At 69.2% G+C, this 22,087-nt stretch carries 16 protein-coding genes and 2 CRISPR repeat arrays; of the genes, 5 read left to right on the forward strand and 11 right to left on the reverse strand.

All coding sequences use genetic code 11. The features are described 5' to 3' along the window. Nucleotides 1-486: 486 nt before the first annotated feature. The 5 genes from ACTWLT_RS19370 to ACTWLT_RS19390 all read right to left on the reverse strand — a co-directional run bounded on the left by ACTWLT_RS19370 (nt 487) and on the right by ACTWLT_RS19390 (nt 6,029). Nucleotides 487-1,575 (reverse strand): hypothetical protein, encoded by a 1,089-nt coding sequence (locus ACTWLT_RS19370; protein WP_445319602.1) that lies wholly within the window; start codon nt 1,573-1,575, stop codon nt 487-489. After that, nucleotides 1,572-1,721 (reverse strand): hypothetical protein, encoded by a 150-nt coding sequence (locus ACTWLT_RS19375; protein WP_445319603.1) that lies wholly within the window; start codon nt 1,719-1,721, stop codon nt 1,572-1,574. The genes ACTWLT_RS19370 and ACTWLT_RS19375 overlap by 4 nt, the downstream gene beginning before the upstream one ends. A 14-nt stretch (nt 1,722-1,735) precedes the next feature. Next, the gene (locus tag ACTWLT_RS19380) at nt 1,736-2,686 is read right to left on the reverse strand and encodes an arsenate-mycothiol transferase ArsC (RefSeq protein ID WP_445319604.1); all 951 of its coding nucleotides are present in this window, start codon (nt 2,684-2,686) and stop codon (nt 1,736-1,738) included. An 89-nt stretch (nt 2,687-2,775) separates the two neighbouring features. Further along, nucleotides 2,776-5,019, reverse strand: coding sequence for a penicillin acylase family protein (locus ACTWLT_RS19385; protein ID WP_445319605.1), 2,244 nt, complete (start codon nt 5,017-5,019; stop codon nt 2,776-2,778). 776 nt (nt 5,020-5,795) lie between these two features. Next, nucleotides 5,796-6,029: a hypothetical protein gene (locus ACTWLT_RS19390; protein WP_445319606.1), complete on the reverse strand. Its 234-nt coding sequence runs from the start codon at nt 6,027-6,029 to the stop codon at nt 5,796-5,798. 279 nt (nt 6,030-6,308) lie between these two features. Between ACTWLT_RS19390 and ACTWLT_RS19395 the strand changes: the two genes are divergently transcribed. After that, entirely contained in the window at nt 6,309-6,983 is a 675-nt protein-coding gene (locus tag ACTWLT_RS19395) for a GmrSD restriction endonuclease domain-containing protein (protein ID WP_445319607.1), read from the forward strand. Between the two features lie 50 nt (nt 6,984-7,033). On the opposite strand, the gene ACTWLT_RS19400 is transcribed toward ACTWLT_RS19395, so the two are convergent. The 4 genes from ACTWLT_RS19400 to ACTWLT_RS19415 form a co-directional block, all read right to left on the reverse strand. Next, complete coding sequence (locus ACTWLT_RS19400; RefSeq protein ID WP_445319608.1) at nt 7,034-7,291, reverse strand: hypothetical protein; 258 nt, start codon at nt 7,289-7,291, stop codon at nt 7,034-7,036. 124 nt (nt 7,292-7,415) lie between these two features. After that, the gene (locus ACTWLT_RS19405) at nt 7,416-7,649 is read right to left on the reverse strand and encodes a DUF8847 domain-containing protein (RefSeq protein ID WP_445319609.1); all 234 of its coding nucleotides are present in this window, start codon (nt 7,647-7,649) and stop codon (nt 7,416-7,418) included. Next, nucleotides 7,649-7,801, reverse strand: a complete 153-nt coding sequence (locus ACTWLT_RS19410) for a hypothetical protein (protein WP_445319610.1) — start codon at nt 7,799-7,801, stop codon at nt 7,649-7,651. Before ACTWLT_RS19410 ends, ACTWLT_RS19405 begins: the two co-directional genes overlap by 1 nt. Nucleotides 7,802-7,953: 152 nt before the next feature. Continuing rightward, nucleotides 7,954-9,003, reverse strand: a complete 1,050-nt coding sequence (locus tag ACTWLT_RS19415) for a DUF6745 domain-containing protein (RefSeq protein ID WP_445319611.1) — start codon at nt 9,001-9,003, stop codon at nt 7,954-7,956. A gap of 116 nt (nt 9,004-9,119) precedes the next feature. On the opposite strand from ACTWLT_RS19415, the gene ACTWLT_RS19420 reads away from it, so the two are divergent. The 3 genes from ACTWLT_RS19420 (at nt 9,120) to ACTWLT_RS19430 (ending at nt 13,155) form a co-directional block, all read left to right on the forward strand. Further along, nucleotides 9,120-10,985, forward strand: coding sequence for an Hsp70 family protein (locus ACTWLT_RS19420; RefSeq protein WP_445319612.1), 1,866 nt, complete (start codon nt 9,120-9,122; stop codon nt 10,983-10,985). A gap of 61 nt (nt 10,986-11,046) precedes the next feature. Then, the gene (locus ACTWLT_RS19425) at nt 11,047-11,424 is read left to right on the forward strand and encodes a hypothetical protein (RefSeq protein ID WP_445319613.1); all 378 of its coding nucleotides are present in this window, start codon (nt 11,047-11,049) and stop codon (nt 11,422-11,424) included. A 93-nt stretch (nt 11,425-11,517) separates the two neighbouring features. Beyond that, complete coding sequence (locus ACTWLT_RS19430) at nt 11,518-13,155, forward strand: AfsR/SARP family transcriptional regulator (protein ID WP_445319614.1); 1,638 nt, start codon at nt 11,518-11,520, stop codon at nt 13,153-13,155. A 973-nt stretch (nt 13,156-14,128) separates the two neighbouring features. Continuing rightward, a CRISPR array of direct repeats spans nt 14,129-14,645; the repeat unit is 28 nt; unit sequence GGATCACCCCCGCATGCGCGGGGAGCAG. Between the two features lie 213 nt (nt 14,646-14,858). Further along, nucleotides 14,859-17,236: direct repeats of the CRISPR family, unit length 28 nt; unit sequence GGATCACCCCCGCGTGCGCGGGGAGCAG. Nucleotides 17,237-17,515: 279 nt separating this feature from the next. On the opposite strand, the gene ACTWLT_RS19435 is transcribed toward ACTWLT_RS19430, so the two are convergent. Further along, on the reverse strand, nt 17,516-19,612 hold the full coding sequence (locus tag ACTWLT_RS19435; protein WP_445319615.1) for an HsdM family class I SAM-dependent methyltransferase: 2,097 nt from the start codon (nt 19,610-19,612) through the stop codon (nt 17,516-17,518). Between the two features lie 315 nt (nt 19,613-19,927). On the opposite strand from ACTWLT_RS19435, the gene ACTWLT_RS19440 reads away from it, so the two are divergent. Continuing rightward, nucleotides 19,928-20,635: a hypothetical protein gene (locus ACTWLT_RS19440; protein ID WP_445319616.1), complete on the forward strand. Its 708-nt coding sequence runs from the start codon at nt 19,928-19,930 to the stop codon at nt 20,633-20,635. Here the strand turns inward: ACTWLT_RS19440 and ACTWLT_RS19445 are convergent. After that, nucleotides 20,574-21,872 (reverse strand): serine/threonine-protein kinase, encoded by a 1,299-nt coding sequence (locus tag ACTWLT_RS19445; protein ID WP_445319617.1) that lies wholly within the window; start codon nt 21,870-21,872, stop codon nt 20,574-20,576. The genes ACTWLT_RS19440 and ACTWLT_RS19445 overlap by 62 nt on opposite strands. Nucleotides 21,873-22,087 lie beyond the last annotated feature (215 nt).

Genomic DNA, 22,087 nt, shown 5'->3' on the forward strand with positions numbered 1-22,087 from the left:
CTGGGCTTCGCCCAGCCAAGATGGCGTCCGCGACCCGGTGAAATCGCTCGTGAGCGCTCTGCCGGCGGCAGCCTAGGGCGTCGCCGAACCTTCTCCACAGGTCAACACCCAATCCCGTAAGCGCTCTACCTCTACTGACGACAAGGACGCTTCTGCTGCTAATCCTCGCCGTCGCCGCTGGTGTGGCCGCCGTCCTGTTTCCCACGTGGGTCAGGCCCTTCCAGCAGGACTGACCGTCCTGCTCGCCATGCACGCGATCACCGGGAAGTGACTCCTGGGGTGGCGCCGGTTTCTTCACCGGCGCCGCCCCTCAGTCCCGTTCGCAATCTCTAACCGGGAACCATCGGCAAAGTTGGTCTGATTGACCACGGCCGGGGTCGATACGGGCCGCTGTCCTCCCGCTGCTGAGTGCCCTGGTCACCATCCTCGTCCAGTCACGGTGACGTCCCGGCGTCCACGCCTCGGCGCGAGTTCTCGTCCCGGTCGTCAGTCGGTGGCCGCTGCCTGCATCCCCAGGCCCATCCGGGGTGCCACGCCGAGCCGCTGCCTCCACTGGTCCTCGGGGGTGGGATTGTTCAGCACCCGGTCGATGGTGGGTAGGGCGGGCTGCGCAAGGGCGCTGTCAATGATGGTAAAGCGCGTCGGCATGACCTCGTGCTTCTTCCAGCGGCTGCCAAAATCCTCGATCTTGCCGGTGTATTTGTCGCGATTGGAGTCGGGGGCCGTGTCGACCAGGCCGTAGGTGTGCAGCTCACGGCGGCTGCGCCAGCTGTTGTCCTTCAACCCGAACTGGCTGCGGTGCCTCTGCGCTACGAAGACACCGGAGGTGTTGTGGGCGGCGGGGAAGGCCGCGCGACGCGCCGAGAGGGCGAGGAACATCGCGATCTCGGTGTTTGTGAGCGCGAACACCCACAGGCTGGTGAAGAAGTGCCGCGAGACGGGTACGCCGTTCGTCGGCACGGTGTACTTGGGCCTGTTGACCGGGGTGCTGGCCTCGGACAGCAGCCTGATTCGGTTGAGATCCCGCCGCCCGGGCCGCTTTTTGTCCGCGCCGACGTTCACCAGGTGCTGCCGGTCAAGCACGCGTAGCGCCTTCTTGATCTGCCGGCCCCGCAGGGCGCCGGCCTCCCGGTAGTCGGAGTTGGTGTCGGAGAGCACCACCTTCTGCCAGCTCTTGATCGGCGCGTTCGCCTCCACGGCCTCGAACGTGCGGTCGATGCGCACCTGCTCATCGGGGCCGTAGCGGCACTGCGCGTCGAAGAGCATGAGCAGCTCCAAGCGGAGCGACAGCCCTCTGGCCGGGACCAGGCGGGCCAAGGCCGGCCCGTGATCGGCGCCGGGCTGCTCCATTAGAAAGTCCGGCCGGATGAAGACCCAGTCGGGGCGCCGCCCGTAGGTCTTGCCGTCGCGGTTGCCCCCGTACATCCAGAGCTGATCAAGGTTCTGCCTGACCTCCTCGTGCAACCGGATACTTCCCTCGGGCCCGTCGCAGGCGCTCAGCAGCCGGTCGTTGATGGCCGCCCGCTCCGACCGGTCCGGGAGGCTGCCCGGCGGCAACGGCGGGACGAGGGTCACCGCTTGCTCCGCAGCACACCGACGTACCGGGTGAGCAGAACGAGGACGTCGATGCAGTGGCGGCGAGTCCGCGGGTGGCGGGCGGCCAGGGCCAGGACCGCCACCAGGACGACGCCGAGCGACACCACCGCAGTGGGGAGGGTCATCAGCAAGACGGCAGCTATCCATCCGTGCTGGTCATTGAGGCCGAGCATGTGTCATTCTCCGATCGGTACGGGCTCCCGCCCGCCGTCCAACTTCCTACGGTCGATGGCGAGCGGGAGGCCCCTCTTCGGCCTGCCGAACGGCAGCGCCAGGTGCAACAGTGACGGCTTCGCGCCGGGTTGTCTCGTCGTCGATCTTGAGAGCCGTGTACCCGCTGACTACACCAAAACGTCAAAGATGCTCCTCGCACTTCTGGTGCGGTCAACGGGTAGAGGCGAACAGGCACACAGAATTTTTCCGTGATCAACTGCTCGCATCCGTTCGAGGAACCGGGCCGCACAGGAGTCACTGGACAGCCGGTGCCGTCGATGCGGGCGGCGGGGTCGGCGAACGCGGCCTCGAACGCGGTGTCGGTGTCGACGCGGACCGGGTCGGGCACCGACCAGTGCAGCCGGGGCCGGACCGGGCCGGCGAGTTCCTCGTGGGCGTTGTCGCAGACGGCGATGAGCAGGTCGTCGTCGCGCACGATGCCCGCGACGTGCGCGGTGCCGGTCGGGTTCAGCTGTAGCCCGTGGCGGTGAGCCACGGCGACGGCGCGTGGATGGACCCGCTCTGCGGGCTTCGTTCTGGCGGACGCGGCCGAGGTGTGGGTGCGGTCGGACCAGAGGGCTGCGGCGAGTTGCGAGCGGGCGGAGTTGTGGGTGCAGACGAAGACCACGCGGCCCACGCCGGCCAGCGGCGCTGGCGTCAGTGTGGCCAGGGCCTCGGGTCGCAGGCGCAGGTAGGTGCGACGGCGGTCTCCCTCGGACCGGCCGCGGATGGGGGCCCGTGACCTGAAATGTAGAGTCCACGAGGGCGTGCGACCGCGGACAAGTTTCCCCCCAGACGGCGTATCGGGGGATGACAGGCTGGCGAGGGCCAGCGCCGACGCCGAGGCGTGCACCGAGCGGATGCCCGGCCTGGGCACGCGACGGCGCCGACGAACTGTCCTACGTCGGTGTCAGCGTTCCCGATCTCGAGGAGCGCCCCGCCGATGAGGTCCCCTTCGGCGACTCATCACCTGCCCGGTTTGTAGCTTCGCTCGATATGGCCCTCGAGGTCGTCGGGATAGAAGTAGACGGGCCGGAGGTTGCCGCTCGCGTAGCGTTCCACCTGGTCGTTGAAGTGCGGCGAGTCTGGGTGGCCGCTCGCGCCCCCCGCCGTCACGGCCCAGGCGCGCAGCCTCGGCCCAAACTCCACGACCGCCACGAAGCTGTTGCCGCTAGTGCCGTAGTAGCGCTTCGTTCCCGGGTAGCGCCTCGCCCCGAACGAGGCGAGCGAGCCCCACTGCGCGGAGGTGAAGGGCACCGGGCTGCTCGGCTTGGCGTCGTCGAACGTCTGGACGATCGCGCCGTCGTTGCGCTGGAAGCGGTTGATCTCGCCCCAGGGCACCTGCCAGCTGCCGAAATCCTGCGTCAGCCGCTCCGCTGCCGCTTCGAGCGCCGTGAGCCGCTGCGCGTCGGTGGCGCGCTCGGCCAGGTAGTCCCACATCGACATGCCCGCGTCTCGCGCCGCCTGCGCCAGGGGGGCCCAGAGTGCCTCGCCCCAGAACACGGCCAGCGACGTCGCGGTCGATTGCGCGCTCCAGCGGTAGTCCCAGCCGCGCAGCACGCCGACCGGGTCGGCGAGCGTCGCCTTCTGCTCGTTGCCCTCGGGCAGCTTGTCCCACGCTGCGATCAGCCCGGGCACGAGCCGGGCGAAGGCGGTGAGGTAGGTGTCGAAGGCGGCCGCGATGAGCGTCTGCGGGGTGAAGTCGTTCCGCGCGCTGAGCACCCGGATCGCCTGCGGTCCCCGTGGATTTTCACCGGCCTGGTCCAAGTAGCGCGGATAGTCGTCGGCGTCGGGGCTGTCCGGGCCGGCCGCGGTCCAGGGCCAGTTGTTCGTGTTGAAGGCCCAGCCGTTTCTCGGATTCACCGCCTGTGGGAGGCTCCTGAGGCTGTGCAGGCCGCGCCAGTCGGTCGCCGGGTCGCTGCCATCGACGGGCTTGCGGTAGTCGAAGCGATCGTCGCGGACCGGCATGAACTGCGGCACCAGGAAGGCGGTCTCACCCTTGGAGTCCGCGAAGAGCGTGTTGTTCGAGCTGTTGGCCTTGAGGCCCGCTACCTGCATGAAGTCCGCGTAGTCCCGCGTCTTGGTGCGCAGGAAGCTCTGCTGCAGCGCCTCGACGGGCTTGTTCATCAGCGCGAACGCGATCCACTTGCCGTCCGCCTCTCGGACGATCGGACCGTGGTGCGTGGCGAAGGTGGTGAAGCTGCGGCGAGCCCGCCCGCCATCCGCCGTGCGATACGACAGCATGATCATCTTCGTCGTCACCGGCCGCAGGGCGTTGCCGTAGCGGTAGGAGTGTCGGCCATCCGGCCTGGTCACGATCGTCTCGGCGAACTCGTCGACGTTGTCGACGCCGCTCGACGTGTGCATCCACCCTGTGTTCGGGTTGAAGCCCTGGTAGATGAAGAACTGCCCCCAGGTGGCCGCGCCATAGGCGTTGAGCCCTTCCCGGCTCGTCACGTGCTGCTCCGAGCGGAAGAAGAAGCTGGTGTGCGGGTTGATCAGCAGCAGAGCGTGGCCGTTCCGGGTGTGGCTCGGCGCGATCGCCATGCCGTTCGAGCCGCTGGGCTCGCGGAACAGCAGCCCTCGCTCCTCATCGGTCATCGGCACCGTTCGCTTGCTGTAGAAGGCTTCGAGCTGGGTGAGCGGCACCCGCTCGATGTCGCCACCGATGCTGCCTTCGGAGAAGCTCAGCGACATCCACGGCTCGAACCGGCTGATCACACGTGGCTGCACCTCGGGGTGTGTCGCGAGGTAGTAGTTCAACCCGTCGGCCCAGGCCCGCATCAGCTTGCGCAGCCAGGACGGGCTGTACGCGTAGTCCCTCTTCAGCACCTCGGGGTCGACGTACAGCCGCTGGCGGAGGTCCTGCCAGATCGCACTCTCGCCCTCGGCCTCGGCGAGGCGGCCGAGGCTCACCAGATAGTTTCTTTCGATCCGGTTGAAGTCGTCCTCGGCCTGGGCGTACATCATCCCGAACACCGCGTCGGCGTCGGCCTTGCCCACCACGTGGGGGATACCCCAGTCATCGCGGGTGATCGTCACGTGCGCCGCTTGCTTGCGCCAGCGGGCGACGTCGGGCCCGGTCTGAGCGGGAGCGGCGGCGGCGCCGGACGGCAGCCCCGCCGCGACGGTCGCGGCTCCAGCGGCCAGGCCGGCTGCTCCGCCCAGCATGCGGCGCCGGCTCAGCCCTTCGGTCTGGTGGTGGTTCATGAGGTGGTCCACCTTTCTCGGGGGGTCAAAGGGATCGTGCGCGATCGGCCCGGTGGGGGGCGCGCCCGAAGGGCGCCCCACCAGCGCTCGCTGGCGCCACGGGCAAGCCCCGACCCCTGGCCAGTAATCGGGAACGCCGTCGCGGCTGCGGCGCCCGCCACCCGTGTCCCGATGCGTCGGTGCGCTGATCCGGTCACAGGATCCGAACACTCGCCGGTCGATCCCTACCGGACAGACGTGGTCGCGGTGCCGACCGCCGTGCGTCTGGGTGGCTGGACGCGGCGACGCCGTCGGAGGGCTGGTTGGTGGCGGGGTGGTGGCCGGTCGGCCTGGGTACGGCAACGATCATCGCCGCCTCCCGGGTCGGTTGGTGATCAACCTGCTCCGAACTGCCTACCACTCGTTCTGGCTGCGCAGCAATAGAGGGCCGAAGATATCTTTTGACGTGCGGGACAAGCTCGCGACGGTCGAGCTCGGTCGCGGGTGGAGTGCTCGTACGTTTACGCGACCGGCAGTTGGGCGCGCTTCGCCGTCGTGACGGCCAGGATCCCGCACACGGCGGTGATCAGTCCGAGGACGGCCGCGGCCGGGTTGACGTACCCGGGCACTGACGATGAGAGATACGTGCCGCCAACTGTGGAGGTGGCATTCGAGTTGACATCCTCCACCGCCCTGAGGGGCGGGGATTCCTCGGTCACCCGAGGGGGTTCCTGTTTCACCGGGCCGCGCCTTCACCGCTTGCGCGGGTCGGGTCTTACCGGCCCTCCACAGGTGTTTCACCTCTCCGCCAGCCCGACGGCGAGGATGTTCCTGGCGGCGGCTCGGGCCTGCAAGTACATGCCGTCGGGGTGGCGGAAGGCCAGTGCGCGCCAGCCGTCCCACTTCGGCTCGTAGGCCGGATCAGACGTCTGGGGGACGGCATCGACGGCCTTCGCCAGCATCGGCGTGGGCGGCGGATGCAGCCCTGCGGTCGTGCTGGCACGCCGGCCGGCCGGAGTCACCGCAAACACGCCCTCGACCGTGAATACGATCCTTGCCCACCTCCTCCCTCATGGTTGAGGGGCGCGCGGGGTGGCCGCTGGAAGATGTCAAAAGCTCGATGGCGGGGCGCAACGGGGCCGAATAGCGGGCCAGCATCGGGTGGTCCTGCCCGGCTCGTGACCCAGTGCCGGCCACGCTCGGCTCTCTTGAAGTTTCGTAGCTACCTCCTCGCCTCTTCACAAACACGCCCTTCGATCGACATGATCGTCAGAGACGGTTGCCGTCCACCCAGTGCCGAGGAGGCCCCCATGCGGGTAACCCAAGTATCAGCCCGTTTTCCACGCGTCACCCGCCACGCCGCCGCAGTCGTCCTCGCCGCGCTCGCGGGCGCCGGCCTGGTCGGCGTCAGCGCGCAACCCGCGTCGGCCACGCCTCCCGGGATCCCGTCGAAGGCGACGGCGCAGTCGCAGCTCAACGCGCTGACGGTGGCGGCCCAGGGGTCGACGGCCGGCTACTCGCGCGACCTGTTCCCGCACTGGATCACCGTCAGCGGTAGTTGCAACACCCGCGAGCAGGTCCTCAAGCGCGACGGAACCTCCGTCGTGGTCGACAGCTCCTGCGCGGCCACCTCGGGCCGCTGGTACAGCCCGTACGACGGCGCGACCTGGTCGGCGGCCTCCGACGTCGACATCGACCACGTCGTGCCCCTGGCCGAGGCGTGGCGCTCCGGAGCCAATTCCTGGACGACCAGCCGTCGGCAGAGCTTCGCCAACGACCTCACCCGCCCCCAGCTGATCGCGGTGACGGACAACGTCAACCAATCCAAGGGCGACCAGGACCCCTCCACCTGGCAACCGTCCCTGTCGTCCTACCGCTGCACCTACAGCAAAATGTGGATCACCGTGAAGTACAACTGGAGCCTTACCCTGCAGTCCTCCGAGAAGTCCGCGCTGCAAAGCATGCTCAACACCTGCAGCTCCTGACACAACCACTCGGCCAGCGGGGCGTCCTCCAGAACGCTCCGCCGGCCGGACTATGCCTGCGGTGGCGGAGACGGCGCGCCGTCGCCGGCCTGCTTACGCCACTGGCCTCCCGCGTCGGCGGCGAGGAGGCGCTCGACCATCACCACGGCGGCCGCCTCAGTGTCGAACTCCCAGCGGAGCACCCGGCCGTTCTCGCTGTCGCCCGCGCGGGCGGCGACCTTCCACCGAACCTCACGGGTCAGCCAGACATCACGGCGGCCCAAACGCCCCCAGATGCCGTTCCACCAGCGTCCCGCCACGTCCTCCACCAAGACATCGTACAAGTGTTCGATAACCGGTGGGTGCGGGGTGGCGAGTTCGCCTAGAGCTTTTGTGCGGCCGCAGGCGTTTGAGAATCACCCTTCACCCGGCCTGACGCCGCCCTTGAAGAGGTCACTTGCCGTGGGGGAGGGGCACGTCGTAGCGGAATGTCGGCGGGTCGTCCTCGCCACCGCAACGGAGATAGCGGTGTTGCACAGGCGGACTGGGATGGTCACGGGCGCCGAGGTACGCGCCGGCCTGCAGCAGGTGAATGGCCTGCGGAAGGCGCCCGTCCTCGTCGACCTCGATGGGGGTGATGCGGCCGTCAGCGGGTCCGCCGAGCAGCCATGTCTCTACCGCGGGCATCAGTGATCCACCGGAAGCCCGGCGGCCGTCGGCAGCTCGGCTGCCGCCATGAACGCGGCCGCCGCGACGGCGAGGCCGGTGACGCTAGAGAGGTAGCGCAGTGGCGCCGGCGTTGCCATACGGCGCGTTCGGCCGTGCCCGCCCCTGGTCATGGCTGCCCTCCATCCCTTCAGCGGATCCATGGGACCTGGCGTCGTCCCTCCGGGTTACTTCAGCAGGACGCAGCTCGCGGCATCAAGCGTCGCGGCTCATCTGTGGATAACTCAGGTGCTCGTACCGAGGCCGATCACGCCGATTTGCTGGATTATGTGTCCGCTGGCGTCGATCCGGCGCGTGGTGCATCGGCGAGGGTCCCTTCGCGCGCCCATACCTGGTGACCGTCGGGCCACTGGATGGCTGGTCCGTCGTCGGCGTGCAGGCGCCCCTGGTCATCGAGTGTGAGCAGGGCGGGACGTTCGCTCATCAGGGCGGTGTTCGGGAAGGGCCACCAAGGCCCGGAGGTGAGCGCGACATCGCGGCATCCCTGCCAGGCGGGATCGGGAATGGTGCCGAGGGCGGTGCGGTAGGTGTCGATCGCGGCCAGGACGATGAGGTCGGGGTAGTAGCACCAGGCGGCGTCGGAGAATCGGTCGTCGAGGTTGGGTGTGCTGTAGCGGACGACAGCGCGGGCCTCGTCGTTCTGGTGGACGACTCCGTTGTCGTCGTCCCAGTACCACGCCGGTTGGAGCGCGTAGCGGGCGGTGATTGAGCGGTCGAGCGCCGCCCACATCGGTCTCAGGACGTGTTGGTACGTCTCATGCACGGCGCCGAGCACCGGCTGCAGCGCCGATCGCTCGGACGGCAGAACCGGTGGGCACCGGTAAGGATGGTCCATCAGGTCGTAGCGCTCATCCATGCCGTCATATCGCTGCTCGCCGTAGTACCCCTCCCACTCGAAGAAGGAGTGGAAGTCGCCGAACGCGGTGAACCGCTCAATGTCGCTGGCCCGCTGCACCAGCGGGGCGCGGGCCACGGACAGGGCCCGGTTCAACACCGCGCGACGCACGGCGGTGACGAGCGGGCTCTGCCCGTCGTCGATGAGCCGCTGAAGGTGGTCGAAAGCGACCCACGGGGACGGGCACCAGATGAACCGCGCCGGTTCCGGCAGGCCGGCCTCGCGGTAGGCAGCTCGCGCTGCGGTCTCGGCGCGGTCGTGATCGGCGGGTTCGGTTGTCAGGGCTGCGGCGGTCCAGACGCGGGCGAGGTCGTCGGCTGGGGAGGGGATGGCGGTGTTCGAGGGGTCCACGGTTTCATCCAATACGCGTCGGTGTCGTTGGCAAGGGGCAACTGGTCGGGGGCCTTGATGGCTGAACATGGCCGCTGGGTGAGCCATCAGGGATCGACAAGGGGGGCGGGTGAGGCGGCCTGCGGTGGTGTCGGTGAGTAATTCATGGGTGACGTGAACGGGATCCTCATGTTTGACTGAGATCTATGCGAGCGGGGGAGGCGCGGCTAGCAATCGACTGTGGCAGCGCCAACACGAGCGCGGTGCTGGCATGGCCGGACGGCACCTGGGTGCACCTGCTCTTCGATGGCCAGCCGGCGCTGTCCAGCGCGGTTTCGCTGTCACCGGACGGCAGCCTCCTGACCGGCCAGGGTGCGTGGCAGGCGGCAGCAGCGGCTCCGGACCGTTTCATTCCCACGCCGCGGCGCTCCCCGGAGCAGATGCCTGTCGCGGGCACGCAGGTTGACGGCCTGGACGTCGTGGCCGCGACGTTGCGGCGAGTGGCCGATGAAGCGCAGCGGATCGTGGGCGCGAGCGTGTCCGATGTGCGGATGGTGGTGCCGGCGGGGTGGGGACCGCGGCGGCGGACGTGGCTGCGCCAAGCTGCGCACCGAGCCGGATTGGCGCAGCCCCGTCTGGTGGAGGTGCCGGTGGCCGTCGCGGGCTATCTGGTGGCTTCGGGTGTGCAGCTGCCGGTGGGCTCGTTCGTGGTGGTGTGTGATCTGGGCGCCGGCGCCGAGGTGAGTGTGTTACGGCGCGGGCCGACGGGATTCGAGGTCCTCGCCACCCTCGCCGACCCCGATGCCGGCGGCGCCGCCATCGACCGTGCCCTGACCGAGGCAGTGGCAGGCGGCGACCCTAGCTCCGCACCCGCGCAGGGCGGATGGTGGGCCCTGGCCGCGAGCGTCCGGGAAGCCAAGCACGCCCTGGCTATTCACCCCGCAGTGACGGTCGCGCTGCCGTCCGGCTCGGCAACAGTGCTCAACGCCCCGGTCCTGGAACAGGCAGCGGCCCCGATGCTGCGTCGTGCCGCCCGGTTGACCAGCGAGGTCATCACTGCGGCGGAGATCGAGCGGACCGCGATCGCTGGCATCTACTGCGCCGGCGGCGCCGCGCAGACGCCTGCGCTGGAGAAGGTCTTCATTGAGGAAGCCGGCCTCAACCCGGTGGTTGTCTCGGATCCGGGTTTCGCCGCGGTGCGAGGAGCGGCGGACGCCGGCGCCGCGGCGCCCGCCGAAGAGCCGGTAGCCGCAGCCGCCTCACCGGTGCCGTCGGTGCGCCGGGCGGCGGCGATTGCCGTACCCGGCTTCGCGTCGTTGGCGCTGGTGTCGCAGTTTCTGCTGACCCCGGTATGGAGCGGTGGTGGGGTGCTGTGGCGATGGGCGACGCTGAACTGGGGTGAGCTGGCGATGGCCGCGGTGTTCGCTGTCGTCGCGAGCCTGGGCGCGGGCACCGTCATCGGCGCCGCCGTAGCCGCCCGCGAGCCCTCCGGCTCATCGACGTCACCGGGGGCGCATGTGGGAACCGGGATCCTGGCATCGGCGTCCCTCGGGACGGCGGTTGCCGGCATGTACGCGGTCGTCGGCAGCCTGTATATCGGCGACGAGGTCGGTCCGTTCCTTCGGTGGGCGCTCCTGCCGATCGCCCCGATCGTGGTGGTTGCCACGGTGATGGCGCTGGTCGCCGCCAGGGCGTGGCGGACTCCTCGAGGCGGCTGGGCCGACATGCTGGCGTTCCCGGTGGGCTCGGTGATCACCGCTACGGCCGGTATGGTCCTGATCCAGTACTCGCTGGTCGCGGACCGGTGGCCTGACATGGTGGTGTGGATCGACCTCGCCGGCCGCATCGGGGGTCTCCTGCTCGGCGTCGCGGTCGTGATGGCCGTTGTCTCACCATTGCTGCTACGGATCATCCTGGCCGCGCCGCTGGGCGTGATCACCGCAGCCCTGGTGAGCCGACCCGCGTCAGGGATCCTCGGCGTCATCTACGCCATCGCAGTGACGCTGTGGTGGATCCGCCAGGTGTGGACGCGCATCATCCGCACCGACCCGAAGCCAGTCGACGCGCGATGAACACCTCAACCGCTCCCGCAGCTGGACGCGTTCCCGTGTCTAGTGGGGCAGGTGGATGAGGGTGCGCAGGACCCGCCAGGTGGTATCCCTGCTGTTCCTGGCCCTGCTACTGGCCGTCCCGCCAGTCGTGCTGGTCAGGATCATCGGTTGGCCGCTGACCGGCTGGCCGACCCTATCGCAGGTCGAACAGTGGGTGGCGCAACCTCTGACCGAGCAGACCCTGACCGCTGCCCTGAGCGTGCTGGCGTGGCTGGTATGGCTGCTGCTGGCCTACACCGTCACCATCCGGATGCTGATCCGGATGCGCGACAGCGCCCGGTGCCTTCGCCGGATACCGCTGCCCACACCCCTGCAAGCCACGGCCACCGGCGTAGCAGGGGCAGCCGCCTTCAGCGTCGGCGCCCACACCGCAGCCGACCCACCACAACAGAACGCGTGACCCATCGCGGCCGGAACCGAAGAAGGCCACCCCGCGGCAGGCCCTGACAGCCACGCCGACACCCCCTACATCGCGGTGGACGGGGGAGTCGTCGTGCCAGGCGGCTGGCTACCCGATGACGTTGCCCAGCAGGTTGGCGCTGCCGCAGCGATGGTGTGGCTGCGCCGCCGCAGCGCCTACCACCCCACCCCACCAAACCGTCAGCCCCGAGACCAGCCGGATCTCGCCGCGCTGCCCACCACCGTCGCCGCCGTCCAAGCCGCGCTCAGCGCCGAGCCCACCGCGCCACCCGCCCCACACGACGATCCCGCCGCTGCAGACGCCCCGGTAGTGCAGCCCGCTCCCGTTGCCGGCCTGCCCCGCGGCACCATCGGATTCACCGGACCCGGCGCCCTCGCCGCCGCCCGGGGAGCCCTGGTCACCGCCGCGCTAGCCGGGCTGCGCAGTCCCGACGCCCCGCCGCTGGTCATTACCCGCTCCGCGTTGAACGCACTAATCGGCTCCGCCACCGACCACGCCACCTGGCTTCCGCACGTGCGGGTGGCCGCCACCGCTCAAGACGCCGCAGCGATCCTCAGCCAGCCTCGCACCGCGGACCCCACCGGGCGAGACCTGGCAACCTCCGATGAAGCCCCGCGCTCACCGGGCCAGCAGCAACCGCTGCTCATCGTCGATGAGCCTGCACAAGGTGCCGCCGGCAACTGGCGCGCGGCAGCCGCGGACACCGGCACCACGCTGCTGCTCGGCCCGTCGCCCGGCGGCAGCACCTGGGTCATCGACCCCAAGGGCTACGTCACCTACCCCGATGGTGGGACGTCGAAGATCCGGCTGTGCGTCCTCGACCCGACAGCAGCCGCCGACCTGCTCACGGTGATCGGCCACGCACACTCACCCGGCACCCAGAAGCATCTCTCACCCGCAGCCGCCCGGATACCGCGACAGACCACCGGCCGGAAGGCGACGCCACAGCTACTATCACCGGTCACCGACAGCCGGACCAGGCATCGGCTCGAGGTTCGCGTCCTCGGCCAACCCACTGTCCTGCGTGACGAACAGCCACTGACCATCCGCCGCACCGCGGCCCTGCAAGCACTGGTGTTCCTCACCGTCCACCCCAACGGCGCCAGCAGCCGCGAACTCGTGCAAGCCATCTGGCCAGGCCTACCCACCCACACCCTCACCGGCCGCCTCTACACCACCCTCAGCGACCTCCGCGGCACCTTTCGCGCCGCCGACGTGCCGACCGTCATCGAGCACGCCGAAGACCGCTACCGCCTCAACCCCACCCTTGTGGACGCGGACCTCTGGCGATTCAACGCCCTCAACCACGACGCCACCACGGCAGTCACGGACCGGACCACCGCCTGGAAAGCGGTCACCGACACCTACACCGGCGAACTCGCCGACGGGCACACCTGGCCATGGCTGCAACAACCGCGAGAGGCCACCCGCCGCATCGCTATCGACGCCTACGCCGCCCTGGCCGCCACCGAAACCGACCCCCAGCAGGCCCTCACCTGGCTACAGCGCGGCATCCGCGTTGATCCCTACAACGCCGAGCTGCACCAGCGCGCGATAACTGCCTTCGCGACCCTCGGCGACCAGAGCGCCATCGCCGCCCTCTACGGCTCCTACACCCGTCGCCTCGCCGCCGCAGGGCTTGAGCCCAGCGACGAACTGCGCGCCGTCGCTCGCCACCTCGCCCGTGAAACCCTCCTGCCAGGCCGATAAAGGGCAGAGACGGCTACCGTAGCCGCGGTGTGCCGCCCATCTGCCGGGCAGGAACCAGTTCCCCAACCAAAGCAATCAGCGCGGACCCCAAGTCCCATGCCCCACCGTGATGCAATCCAACGAACTTGTTGAGCGCGTCGGTGTGCTGAGAGCTGGCGAGCGAGACACGAGGCATGGGTGACGGAGTCAACCCGGACCGCCTGGGCTCGGCGCCGAGTGATCGCTGTACGCAACCCTGACGACCAGACTAGGGCTCTACACCACTTTCTAGTCCCGCCACATGCAAGGCCCGCCAGGGATCACCCCCGCGTGTGCGGGGAGCAGAAGACGACGGCCTAGAAGACGCGGACGGTGCGGGGATCACCCCCGCATGCGCGGGGAGCAGCTCGACGTGGCGCCCGACCTCCAACACGCCACGGGATCACCCCCCGCATGCGCGGGGAGCAGTACACCGGGGGGTGGTGGTGGTGACGCGTGAACAGCACGGGATCACCCCCGCATGCGCGGGGAGCAGACGATGGCGCTCGTCGGTCCAGCGGGCTCGTCGGGATCACCCCCGCGTGCGCGGGGAGCAGGTTGGGTTGCCACCGGCCCCGCCGGTCGACGTGGGATCACCCCCGCATGCGCGGGGAGCAGCTGGTCCAAGAACGCCATCGGCGACCCGCGGTCGGATCACCCCCGCATGCGCGGGGAGCAGCCGTGCCGTGGAAGCCGTCCTACCCGGGCAAGGGGTCACCCCCGCATGCGCGGGGGAGCAGACGGCCACGCCGGCGATGCCACGCTTGGTGCGGGGATCACCCCCGCATGCGCGGGGAGCAGATGGCGTCGTCGTTGCGGACGGCGCGTTCGGTGGGATCACCCCCGCATGCGCGGGGAGCAGCGACCGTTCCGTCTACTACCGGTTGCGCCACGAGGATCCCCCCGCATGCGCGGGGAGCAGTCCGCGGCGTACTCCACGTACACCGGCCGCTTCGGATCACCCCCGCATGCGCGGGGAGCAGACCACATCGACGTACGCCCGGCCGGGTTGCCCGGGATCACCCCCGCATGCGCGGGGAGCAGACGATCGCCGTGTGGGCGGGAGTCATCGACCGCGGATCACCCCCGCATGCGTGGGGAGCAGTCCAGGTTGCGCAGCGCGGACGCGGTGAACGTCGGATCACCCCCGCATGCGCGGGGAGCAGAGGACGATTCCGGCGATGACCAGGCCGACCGGGGGGTCACCCCCGCATGCGCGGGGAGCAGGCTGGTGTGGGCCATCTACTCCAACGCGACTCCGGATCACCCCCGCATGCGCGGGGAGCAGTCACACGGCAGCGCCAGCCGCCAGAACGCCGAGGGATCACCCCCGCATGCGCGGGGAGCAGATCATCACGAAGTCGTCGGAGTAGTCGATCTCGGGATCACCCCCGCATGCGCGGGGAGCAGATCGCCGGCCCCAACGGCAAGGTCGCCCTCGAAGGATCACCCCCGCATGCGCAGGGAGCCTGTGCTTTCGGGCATTGCTCACGCCTCCTGGACGAGATCACCCCCGCATGGGCGGGAGCAGGACTACCTGCTCATACTCGCCATGCGCGGTGACGGATCACCCCCGCGTGCGCGGGGAGCAGTCCTACAGCGCCGCGACTGCGGGCTGCCATACGGGATCACCCCCCGTGCGCGGGGAGCAGGCCGGCTACGCCGCGAGCATCTACGTTCCGAAGGGATCATCCCCGTGTGCGCGGGGAGCAGATGGCGCATGCCGCCGTGCACGTACACCGGAGGATCACCCCCGCGTGCGCGGGGAGCAGGTCGCGTCGAGAGCCCGCCGCGCAAAGTCCAGGGGATCACCCCCGCGTGCGCGGGGGAGCAGGTCAACGGCGAACGTGCTCGATGCACCGTCGAAGGATCAGCCCCGCGTGCGCGGGGAGCAGGCCGGGTGGGTGGTCACGGTGCCTCCGTACGGGGGATCACCCCCGCGTGCTCGGGGAGCAGAGAAACTCGATCAAGATGGAGTACCCGGCTTGGGATCACCCCCGCGTGCGCGGGGGGCAGGCTCCTGCTCGGCCTCGGCGAGCCAGGCGGCGAGGATCACCCCCGCGTGCGCGGGGAGCAGATCGCCGGGGTGCTGGCCGAGCTGCGGGACCAGGGATCACCCCCGCGTACGCGGGGAGCAGCGTGGCCGCACGGCCGCGCAGGCGGAGTTCGGGGGATCACCCCCGCGTGCGCGGGGAGCAGGAGACTTCGATCAGGTCGATATCAAGCAGATCCGGATCACCCCCGCGTGCGCGGGGAGCAGTGGCTGATCGGCCCGCCGGGGTCCCGGAAGTCCGGATCACCCCCGCGTGCGCGGGGAGCAGTCCGTCGACCCGAACGAGCGGACCTGAGACGACGGATCACCCCCGCGTGCGCGGGGAGCAGGCCGAGGCGCTGAACCGGGTCCACCGTCGACTGGGATCACCCCCGCGTGCGCGGGGAGCAGGATCGTTGAGCGTCACCCGTTCATCCCCCTGCCGGATCACCCCCCGCGTGCGCGGGGAGCAGGATTACCTGTACTGCGCCGACCTGTACGAGCAGGGATCACCCCCGCGTGCGCGGGGAGCAGGGAGTGCCGAGGGCCGGGCGGGTGTCCGCCTTCGGATCACCCCCGCGTGCGCGGGGAGCAGTTGCCCTTCTTCCAGTTGCCGGTGGCTCGGGTGGGATCACCCCCGCGTGCGCGGGGAGCAGTGGATTCGCTGCGTCTAGCGTGTTCTGCGCCCAGGATCACCCCCGCGTGCGCGGGGAGCAGATGAAGCCCGCGTCGGCGTTCGCTGGTCTACCAGGATCACCCCCGCGTGCGCGGGGAGCAGGCTGACGTCGGGCACGTCGGCGGCGATCAGCTCGGATCACCCCCGCGTGCGCGGGGAGCAGGGCCAACCCTGTTGACGCTGGTCGGCCTATCAGGGATCACCCCCGCGTGCGCGGGGAGCAGTCCGACGACGGCGAGAACGCCGACGTGGGCACGGGATCACCCCCGCGTGCGCGGGGAGCAGACCGACGGCCACGAACCCGTCAAACAGGTTCCCGGATCACCCCCGCGTGCGCGGGGAGCAGGTGATCCTGACCAACGGGGGCAGCGCCAACCCGGGATCACCCCCGCGTGCGCGGGGAGCAGGCCGGGGTGACCGTCGACGTCGACCCGGAAGCGGGATCACCCCCGCGTGCGCGGGGAGCAGGCGGCCGGTGCGTGTCGGTCCGCGAGGGGCGAGGGATCACCCCCGCGTGCGCGGGGAGCAGGTGCCCCGCGCCACCCGACGGATCACCCCCGCGTGCGCGGGGAGCAGGTGCCCCGCGCCACCCGACGGATCACCCCCGCGTGCGCGGGGAGCAGTTCGCGGCTGGCCGGCGGGGCCACCGTGTCTGGGGATCACCCCCGCGTGCGCGGGGAGCAGACCATCGCGACCCGGGAGCGGAACGGCGCGAGGGGATCACCCCCGCGTGCGCGGGGAGCAGTCCACCATCCGGATCACGCCGTTGACAAGCGGAGGATCACCCCCGCGTGCGCGGGGAGCAGGAGCGCGGCCACTGGCCGGCGTGCCGGACCTCCGGATCACCCCCGCGTGCGCGGGGAGCAGCCTGGGCCTGGCAGACACGGGGGCGGCCCCCCAGGATCACCCCCGCGTGCGCGGGGAGCAGTCCTTCCGGAAGGACGCGCTGGTCCCGGAAGCCGGATCACCCCCGCGTGCGCGGGGAGCAGAGGGACTGCTCGGGCTTGCCACCACCGGCGGGGGGATCACCCCCGCGTGCGCGGGGAGCAGGCTGGCTCTGGAGCCCGTTCTGGGCTCACGGCGGGATCACCCCCGCGTGCGCGGGGAGCAGCACACCACCGAGTCACGAGGCAGCCGGTGCGGGGGATCACCCCCGCGTGCGCGGGGAGCAGAATGGGCCCGGGGCTCCCGTGCGGTGAGGATCGGGATCACCCCCGCGTGCGCGGGGAGCAGTTCAGGGGCCGGGGGGTGCCCAGCCGGTAGAAGGGATCACCCCCGCGTGCGCGGGGAGCAGTGGCTCCTCGCAGGCATGTCCGCGTCGGCCCTGGGATCACCCCCGCGTGCGCGGGGAGCAGACTTCTTGACCTGCGGCGTTATAGATCAACTCCGCCGTTTTTATTCACTAGGTTCCGCAAGATCGTCTCACTCGGTCTCGATTCCGGGAGGTAAGAATCTCGAGGGTAGACGACCCCTGCTGCAGGGTAGCTACTGAGGCTCCAGTACAGCGACTAGCAACGCCTAAGGATGCCCCAACGGCGCCGGGAGGAGGTGAGGTTATGCGCCGGCGCCTATCAAGCGGTGGTGGAATCCTCGGCTGGAACACCGAACACCTGGGCCGTATGGAGACGGTCTGATCAGGACGGGGGGCCGAGGGCGCCGGCGGTTAGGCTGTCGCCGATCTCGCGGGCCAGCGCGGCCCCGGTCGCTGCGGCCCGTTCGAGTCGGGTCCGAAACTCAACAAGCTGGCAGAAGGCTCGGCCGTACGCCTGCTGCCGGTCTAGCGACAGTACCGGGATGGTGAGCCGCTTAATGTCGATGCGCAGCGCTCCGCTTCCGGTGCTGGAGGAGCGACCGGCGACGCGCAGGTTGTCTGTGCGGGAGATGACGCCCGCGACAAACCACGGATCGAATCGGGTCGGGTCGACGCGAAGCAGCTGCACGCCGGTTCCCAGTTCGGAGCCAATTTGTTCTGGAGTGGCTACTCGGGCGCTGATTTTGCGTCCGATAACTGGAATGAGGATGTCGCCGGCTTGTACTTCCGGTCCGGCGTCGTCGTCGGGGGCACGGGCCGCTGTGCCGGTGGCCGGGGCGCCGGCCAGGACGTCGGCTCCAGTTAGCACCAGGCCGTCAGCCAGGGTGTGGGTTGATCGGCTACGGGATACCGCCCGCTGTATGGACATGCCGCCCGACCGGATCAAATCGGCGATGTCAGCCTGGGGGGCGAGTCCAAGCGCTGCTGTGTCCACCTCTTGCACCGCTGGCAGGCTGCGTCGTACCTGTTCCAATAGTTGGCCGAAGTCGCTGATCCTAGCGATGATCTCTGCCGGGTTGGTGGCGAGTTCGTCAGCTCGTGGCAGGTAGCGCTGTGGTGTGAGGTCGACCTGGTCATCGAGTACTTCGATTGCGGGTACGGCGCGGTGGACGCCGGGCTCTTCCGCGTAGTGGTCGGACAGGTAGGCGCGCCAGGCGGTTCCCGCGACGTCGGCGATGGCCCCGGTGGTTGGTGCGGTAGTGGTATCCACAACGAGTAGGGCTCCGGCGTGTGGCTGGCCCAGGTCGGGCAGTTTGAGCACCCAGATGTGCAGTCCGATGCCGGTTGGTGGCATCAGGCCGGCGGGTAGAGCAACGACCGCCCGGAGCGCTCCGTGGCGGACCAGTTCAGCGCGGACGCGACGGCCGGCTGGGCGCAGAGCGGCAGCCGGGGGCATGAGAACAACGGCGGTGCCGTTGGGGGAGAGGTGCGACAGGGCGTGCTGTACCCAGGCGAGTTCGGGCTCGGTGCGCGGTGGTAGGCCGTAGGTCCAGCGGCGGTCGTAGGCCAGCCGCTCGTGGCCCCAATCGTGGATGCCGAACGGGAAGTTGGCCACGACGACGTCGGTCCGTAGGTCGGGCAGGGCGTCGGCGAGCAGGCTGTCGCCGATGTGCACGACGGGAGGCTCTGCCGCGTGCCCGGCACGCTTCGCGCGTAGGTGGACGAACCAGAGTCGCAGCAGCGTGATCAGGGCGTACTGAGGGTTGATCTCCTGTGCGTAGCACCGGGTGACGCTAGCGTCTTGGAGTGCCCGGTCGGCGGCCATCCGCAGGATTGATCCGGTGCCGCTGGTGAAGTCGAACGTGCTGGCTCCGGCGCCGGCGAGGTTCAGAAGCACTTCGGCGACACTGTCCGGCGTGCCGGCCAGCCCGGAAAGCGCGTGAGCCGAGGCGACGTATTGGCTGTGCAGGTATTCGAAGGCGGCCTCCGGCTCTCGTTCCCGACTGAGTTGGTCGACGGCGTTCAACAGCGTGGTGAGCTGCGGTGTCCATTGCTTTGGCAGCACGTCGTCGATTAGGTCAGCCAGGTCGGAGTCGATTGCGCGGAGGTGCGTGAGGAGCTTTCGTGGGGTAGGCAGGCTTTCGGCTGGGGCCTCGGGTCGATCGGAGCGGATGAGCAGGTAGGCGCCGGCGATGCTGAGCGCGTCACTGATCCGCGCCGCAGGCTGGTAGCTCTCGATGTGTCGCCAGGCCCACTGCTCAGCGCCGGCCTCATGTAGTCGGCCGTGGCGATGAAGCCAGCTCTCAACCTCGCGTGCGTCAAAGGATGGGCTCGTCGGGGTGCCGCCGACTGGTACTGGGAAGTCGGCGTAGCGGCGACGCCAATTACTCACCGCGGCCCGGCCGACATTGGCCAGCCGGGCGATGCCGCTGGCAGTCAGAGTGGCATCGCTGGGGGCCGTTCTCGGCTCTCGAATCACGCGTGAACGGTACCATCGCCAAAGCTGTTGTGCATCCTGTTCACAGGCGGTAGCTTGTCGGTGGCTCGATTCACGACTCACCCCTGGAGGGCCCAATGCCGCGTCGTGGGCACAGCACCACCATCGGAAAGTTCGCAAAGCTGTACCAGAACCGTCGAGCGTCGGAGATCCGTGTGCTCGGCGAGATGCTGCGCAGCGAGCCGCAGACGAAGCCCAACCAGGGCCCGGAGCTGCGTCCTGCGCGAGGGGGCGTAGAAGCTCGCTGACCTAATCTGATCCGCCACCCCGACTATCGAAGGAGGACCATGAACACCCTTGCTCGCGCCCGCGCTGCTGACTACTCCGTCCCCGACCTTTCCGCCGGTCACCTACGTGCACGACGGTGCACGGCAGTATCGCTCTGGCTCCACGGACACCACTCTCCCGAATGCGTACGAGCGAGTGCGCCTTGACCCGGTCGTCGGCGCGGCCATCGCGGACGCATACATGGCCGCGCCCGTGCGAGATGACCGGGCCTACACTGCGTACGCCGCGTTCTGTCGGGAGACCGTGCAGCAGTACCACTTCCTAGTGGGCCGGGTCGAGTTCGGTGGTCTCGGTCTGTCGGTGCGAATCGTCGACGAGGACCCGTACTCGGACGTCGAATCCATGGTCGAAGACGTGCGGCGACGCCGGTTGAACGTCTGGGCCAGCGCAGCCAGTAGCAACCCGCATCCCTACCTCACCGACGGCGAGAACGACATGTTCCGTGCGGTCCACGATGTCTTCGGGCATGCGGCAATCGGTCGTGGCTTCGACCGGCACGGCGAAGAGGCGGCATGGTTGAAGCACAGCAGCATGTACTCGTCCCTGGCTCGACGCGCCTTGACGACCGAAACACGCGGGCAAAACTGCGCTCTGAACTTCCACTACCGCGGTGCCCGCTTCCCCGAGCAGAAAGCGGCACTGCTACCTCGGTGGTTCAGCGATCCGACCTTGGCTCGTATCGCGAGGACTGTCGCGGAGCGGGCCGTTGCTTGCTGAGATGCTCAATCTCTTGCTGAAGGTCCAGCACAGCGGCGTGCCTGGGTCCGTCCGCGCCGATACGGTCCTGAAGCAGCAGGTTGAGCTGGCGTAAGGCGCGGTCATGCTCGCCAAGTGGTACGTGCGCGCGGGCCGCACGCAGTCGGAACTCGAAGACCAGAGGATCGTTGGCGCCCCGCCGCTGTGTCTGATGTTCGGCGAGCTGCCGCCACTTGCGCGCGGCAGCACGGAACTCGCCAGCAGCGTGCAACTGATCCGCCTGCTCGGCGGTCCGCTCAACGTCGAACTCGATCTGCTCGGACGGCAACGCCGCCAGGAGGCGAGACTGGACTGGTGCTCGCCCGACGATTGCGGCATAGGCCCGTACGGCCCCGGCAGGGTCGTCAAGCAACCCCGGAATCGGCGCCAGGTCCTGGGCGAGTGGCGCCAGTACCGCGTAGACCTCGGTGGCCGTGGCTGGTCGGTCCTGCGGGCGGGTCGCCAGCAGCGCGTAGACCAGGTCATCGAGCGCGGCCGGGGTCTCCGATCGCATGTGGGTCGGGCGCGGAGGCGGATCGTCAAGCTGATGTCGCAACGTGGTTGTAGTGGTGACCCCGTCGAACGGCGGGTGCGCGGTGAGCAGGTCAAAGATAGTGGCCCCGAGGCCGTACAGGTCGGTGCGGTGATCGGTGGGCTCGCCGAGGATCTGTTCGGGTGCCATGTAGCCCACCGTGCCGAGACTCTGATCGCTCTGGGTGATTCGCGAGTAGTGGTCGTCATCAGGCATGGCAGCCAGGCCGAAGTCGAGCACCTTTGAGGCCCCACTCTTGTCCAGCATGATGTTGCTCGGCTTGATGTCCCTGTGCACCAGGCCGATCTGTCGAGCAGCGAGCAGGACGCAGCTGATCTGAGCCCCGATGGCAGCTACCCAGCCGATCGGGAGTGGACCTTGTTCTGCTACGAGATCACTCAGAGAGATTCCGTGGATCTGCTGCAGGACCGCGTACGGGCGGCCGTCTTGCTCACCAACGTCGTAGATGGCGGGCACGCCGGGATGCTCGAGGCGAGCGGTCAGCAGGACCTCACGGCGGAATCGTCGTACCACGTCGATGCTCGGCGTGGCAGCGTGGACGAACTTCACGATTACCGGACGATCGAGCAGGGTGTCCTGTCCTGCCCAAACCTCGCCCATTCCCTTGTGCGCCAGCGGGAACCGACCCAGCCTGTACCGGTCTTTGAGGATCGTGCCCGCCGCCACGAGGCCCAGCATAACGGCCCTGTCGTCCTCGCCTTGGACACCAACGCGGCCAGTCGCGGACCGATCTGGTGAATATTAAGAACGCCCAGCCTCTTGCAAGCACTGTTCACAAGGTGGTCTACTGAGCCCTGCACCGGTGCCGGTCCTGGGCGCACCCAGTGTTGATGCCGTGGTTGGCGCCGACCACCCCTGTCCTGGGATTTGCGGTGCTGGCT

The organism is Micromonospora yongxingensis, assembly GCF_052601155.1.

What these genes read in the sequence shown, in the direction of transcription:
- ACTWLT_RS19375 (WP_445319603.1), bottom strand. Translation starts at nt 1,721, where the DNA reads ATGACCCTCCCCACTGCGGTGGTGTCGCTCGGCGTCGTCCTGGTGGCG.
- ACTWLT_RS19385 (WP_445319605.1), bottom strand. Translation starts at nt 5,019, where the DNA reads ATGAACCACCACCAGACCGAAGGGCTGAGCCGGCGCCGCATGCTGGGC.
- ACTWLT_RS19395 (WP_445319607.1), top strand. Translation starts at nt 6,309, where the DNA reads ATGCGGGTAACCCAAGTATCAGCCCGTTTTCCACGCGTCACCCGCCAC.
- ACTWLT_RS19405 (WP_445319609.1), bottom strand. Translation starts at nt 7,649, where the DNA reads ATGCCCGCGGTAGAGACATGGCTGCTCGGCGGACCCGCTGACGGCCGC.
- ACTWLT_RS19410 (WP_445319610.1), bottom strand. Translation starts at nt 7,801, where the DNA reads ATGACCAGGGGCGGGCACGGCCGAACGCGCCGTATGGCAACGCCGGCG.
- ACTWLT_RS19415 (WP_445319611.1), bottom strand. Translation starts at nt 9,003, where the DNA reads ATGTTCAGCCATCAAGGCCCCCGACCAGTTGCCCCTTGCCAACGACAC.
- ACTWLT_RS19420 (WP_445319612.1), top strand. Translation starts at nt 9,120, where the DNA reads ATGCGAGCGGGGGAGGCGCGGCTAGCAATCGACTGTGGCAGCGCCAAC.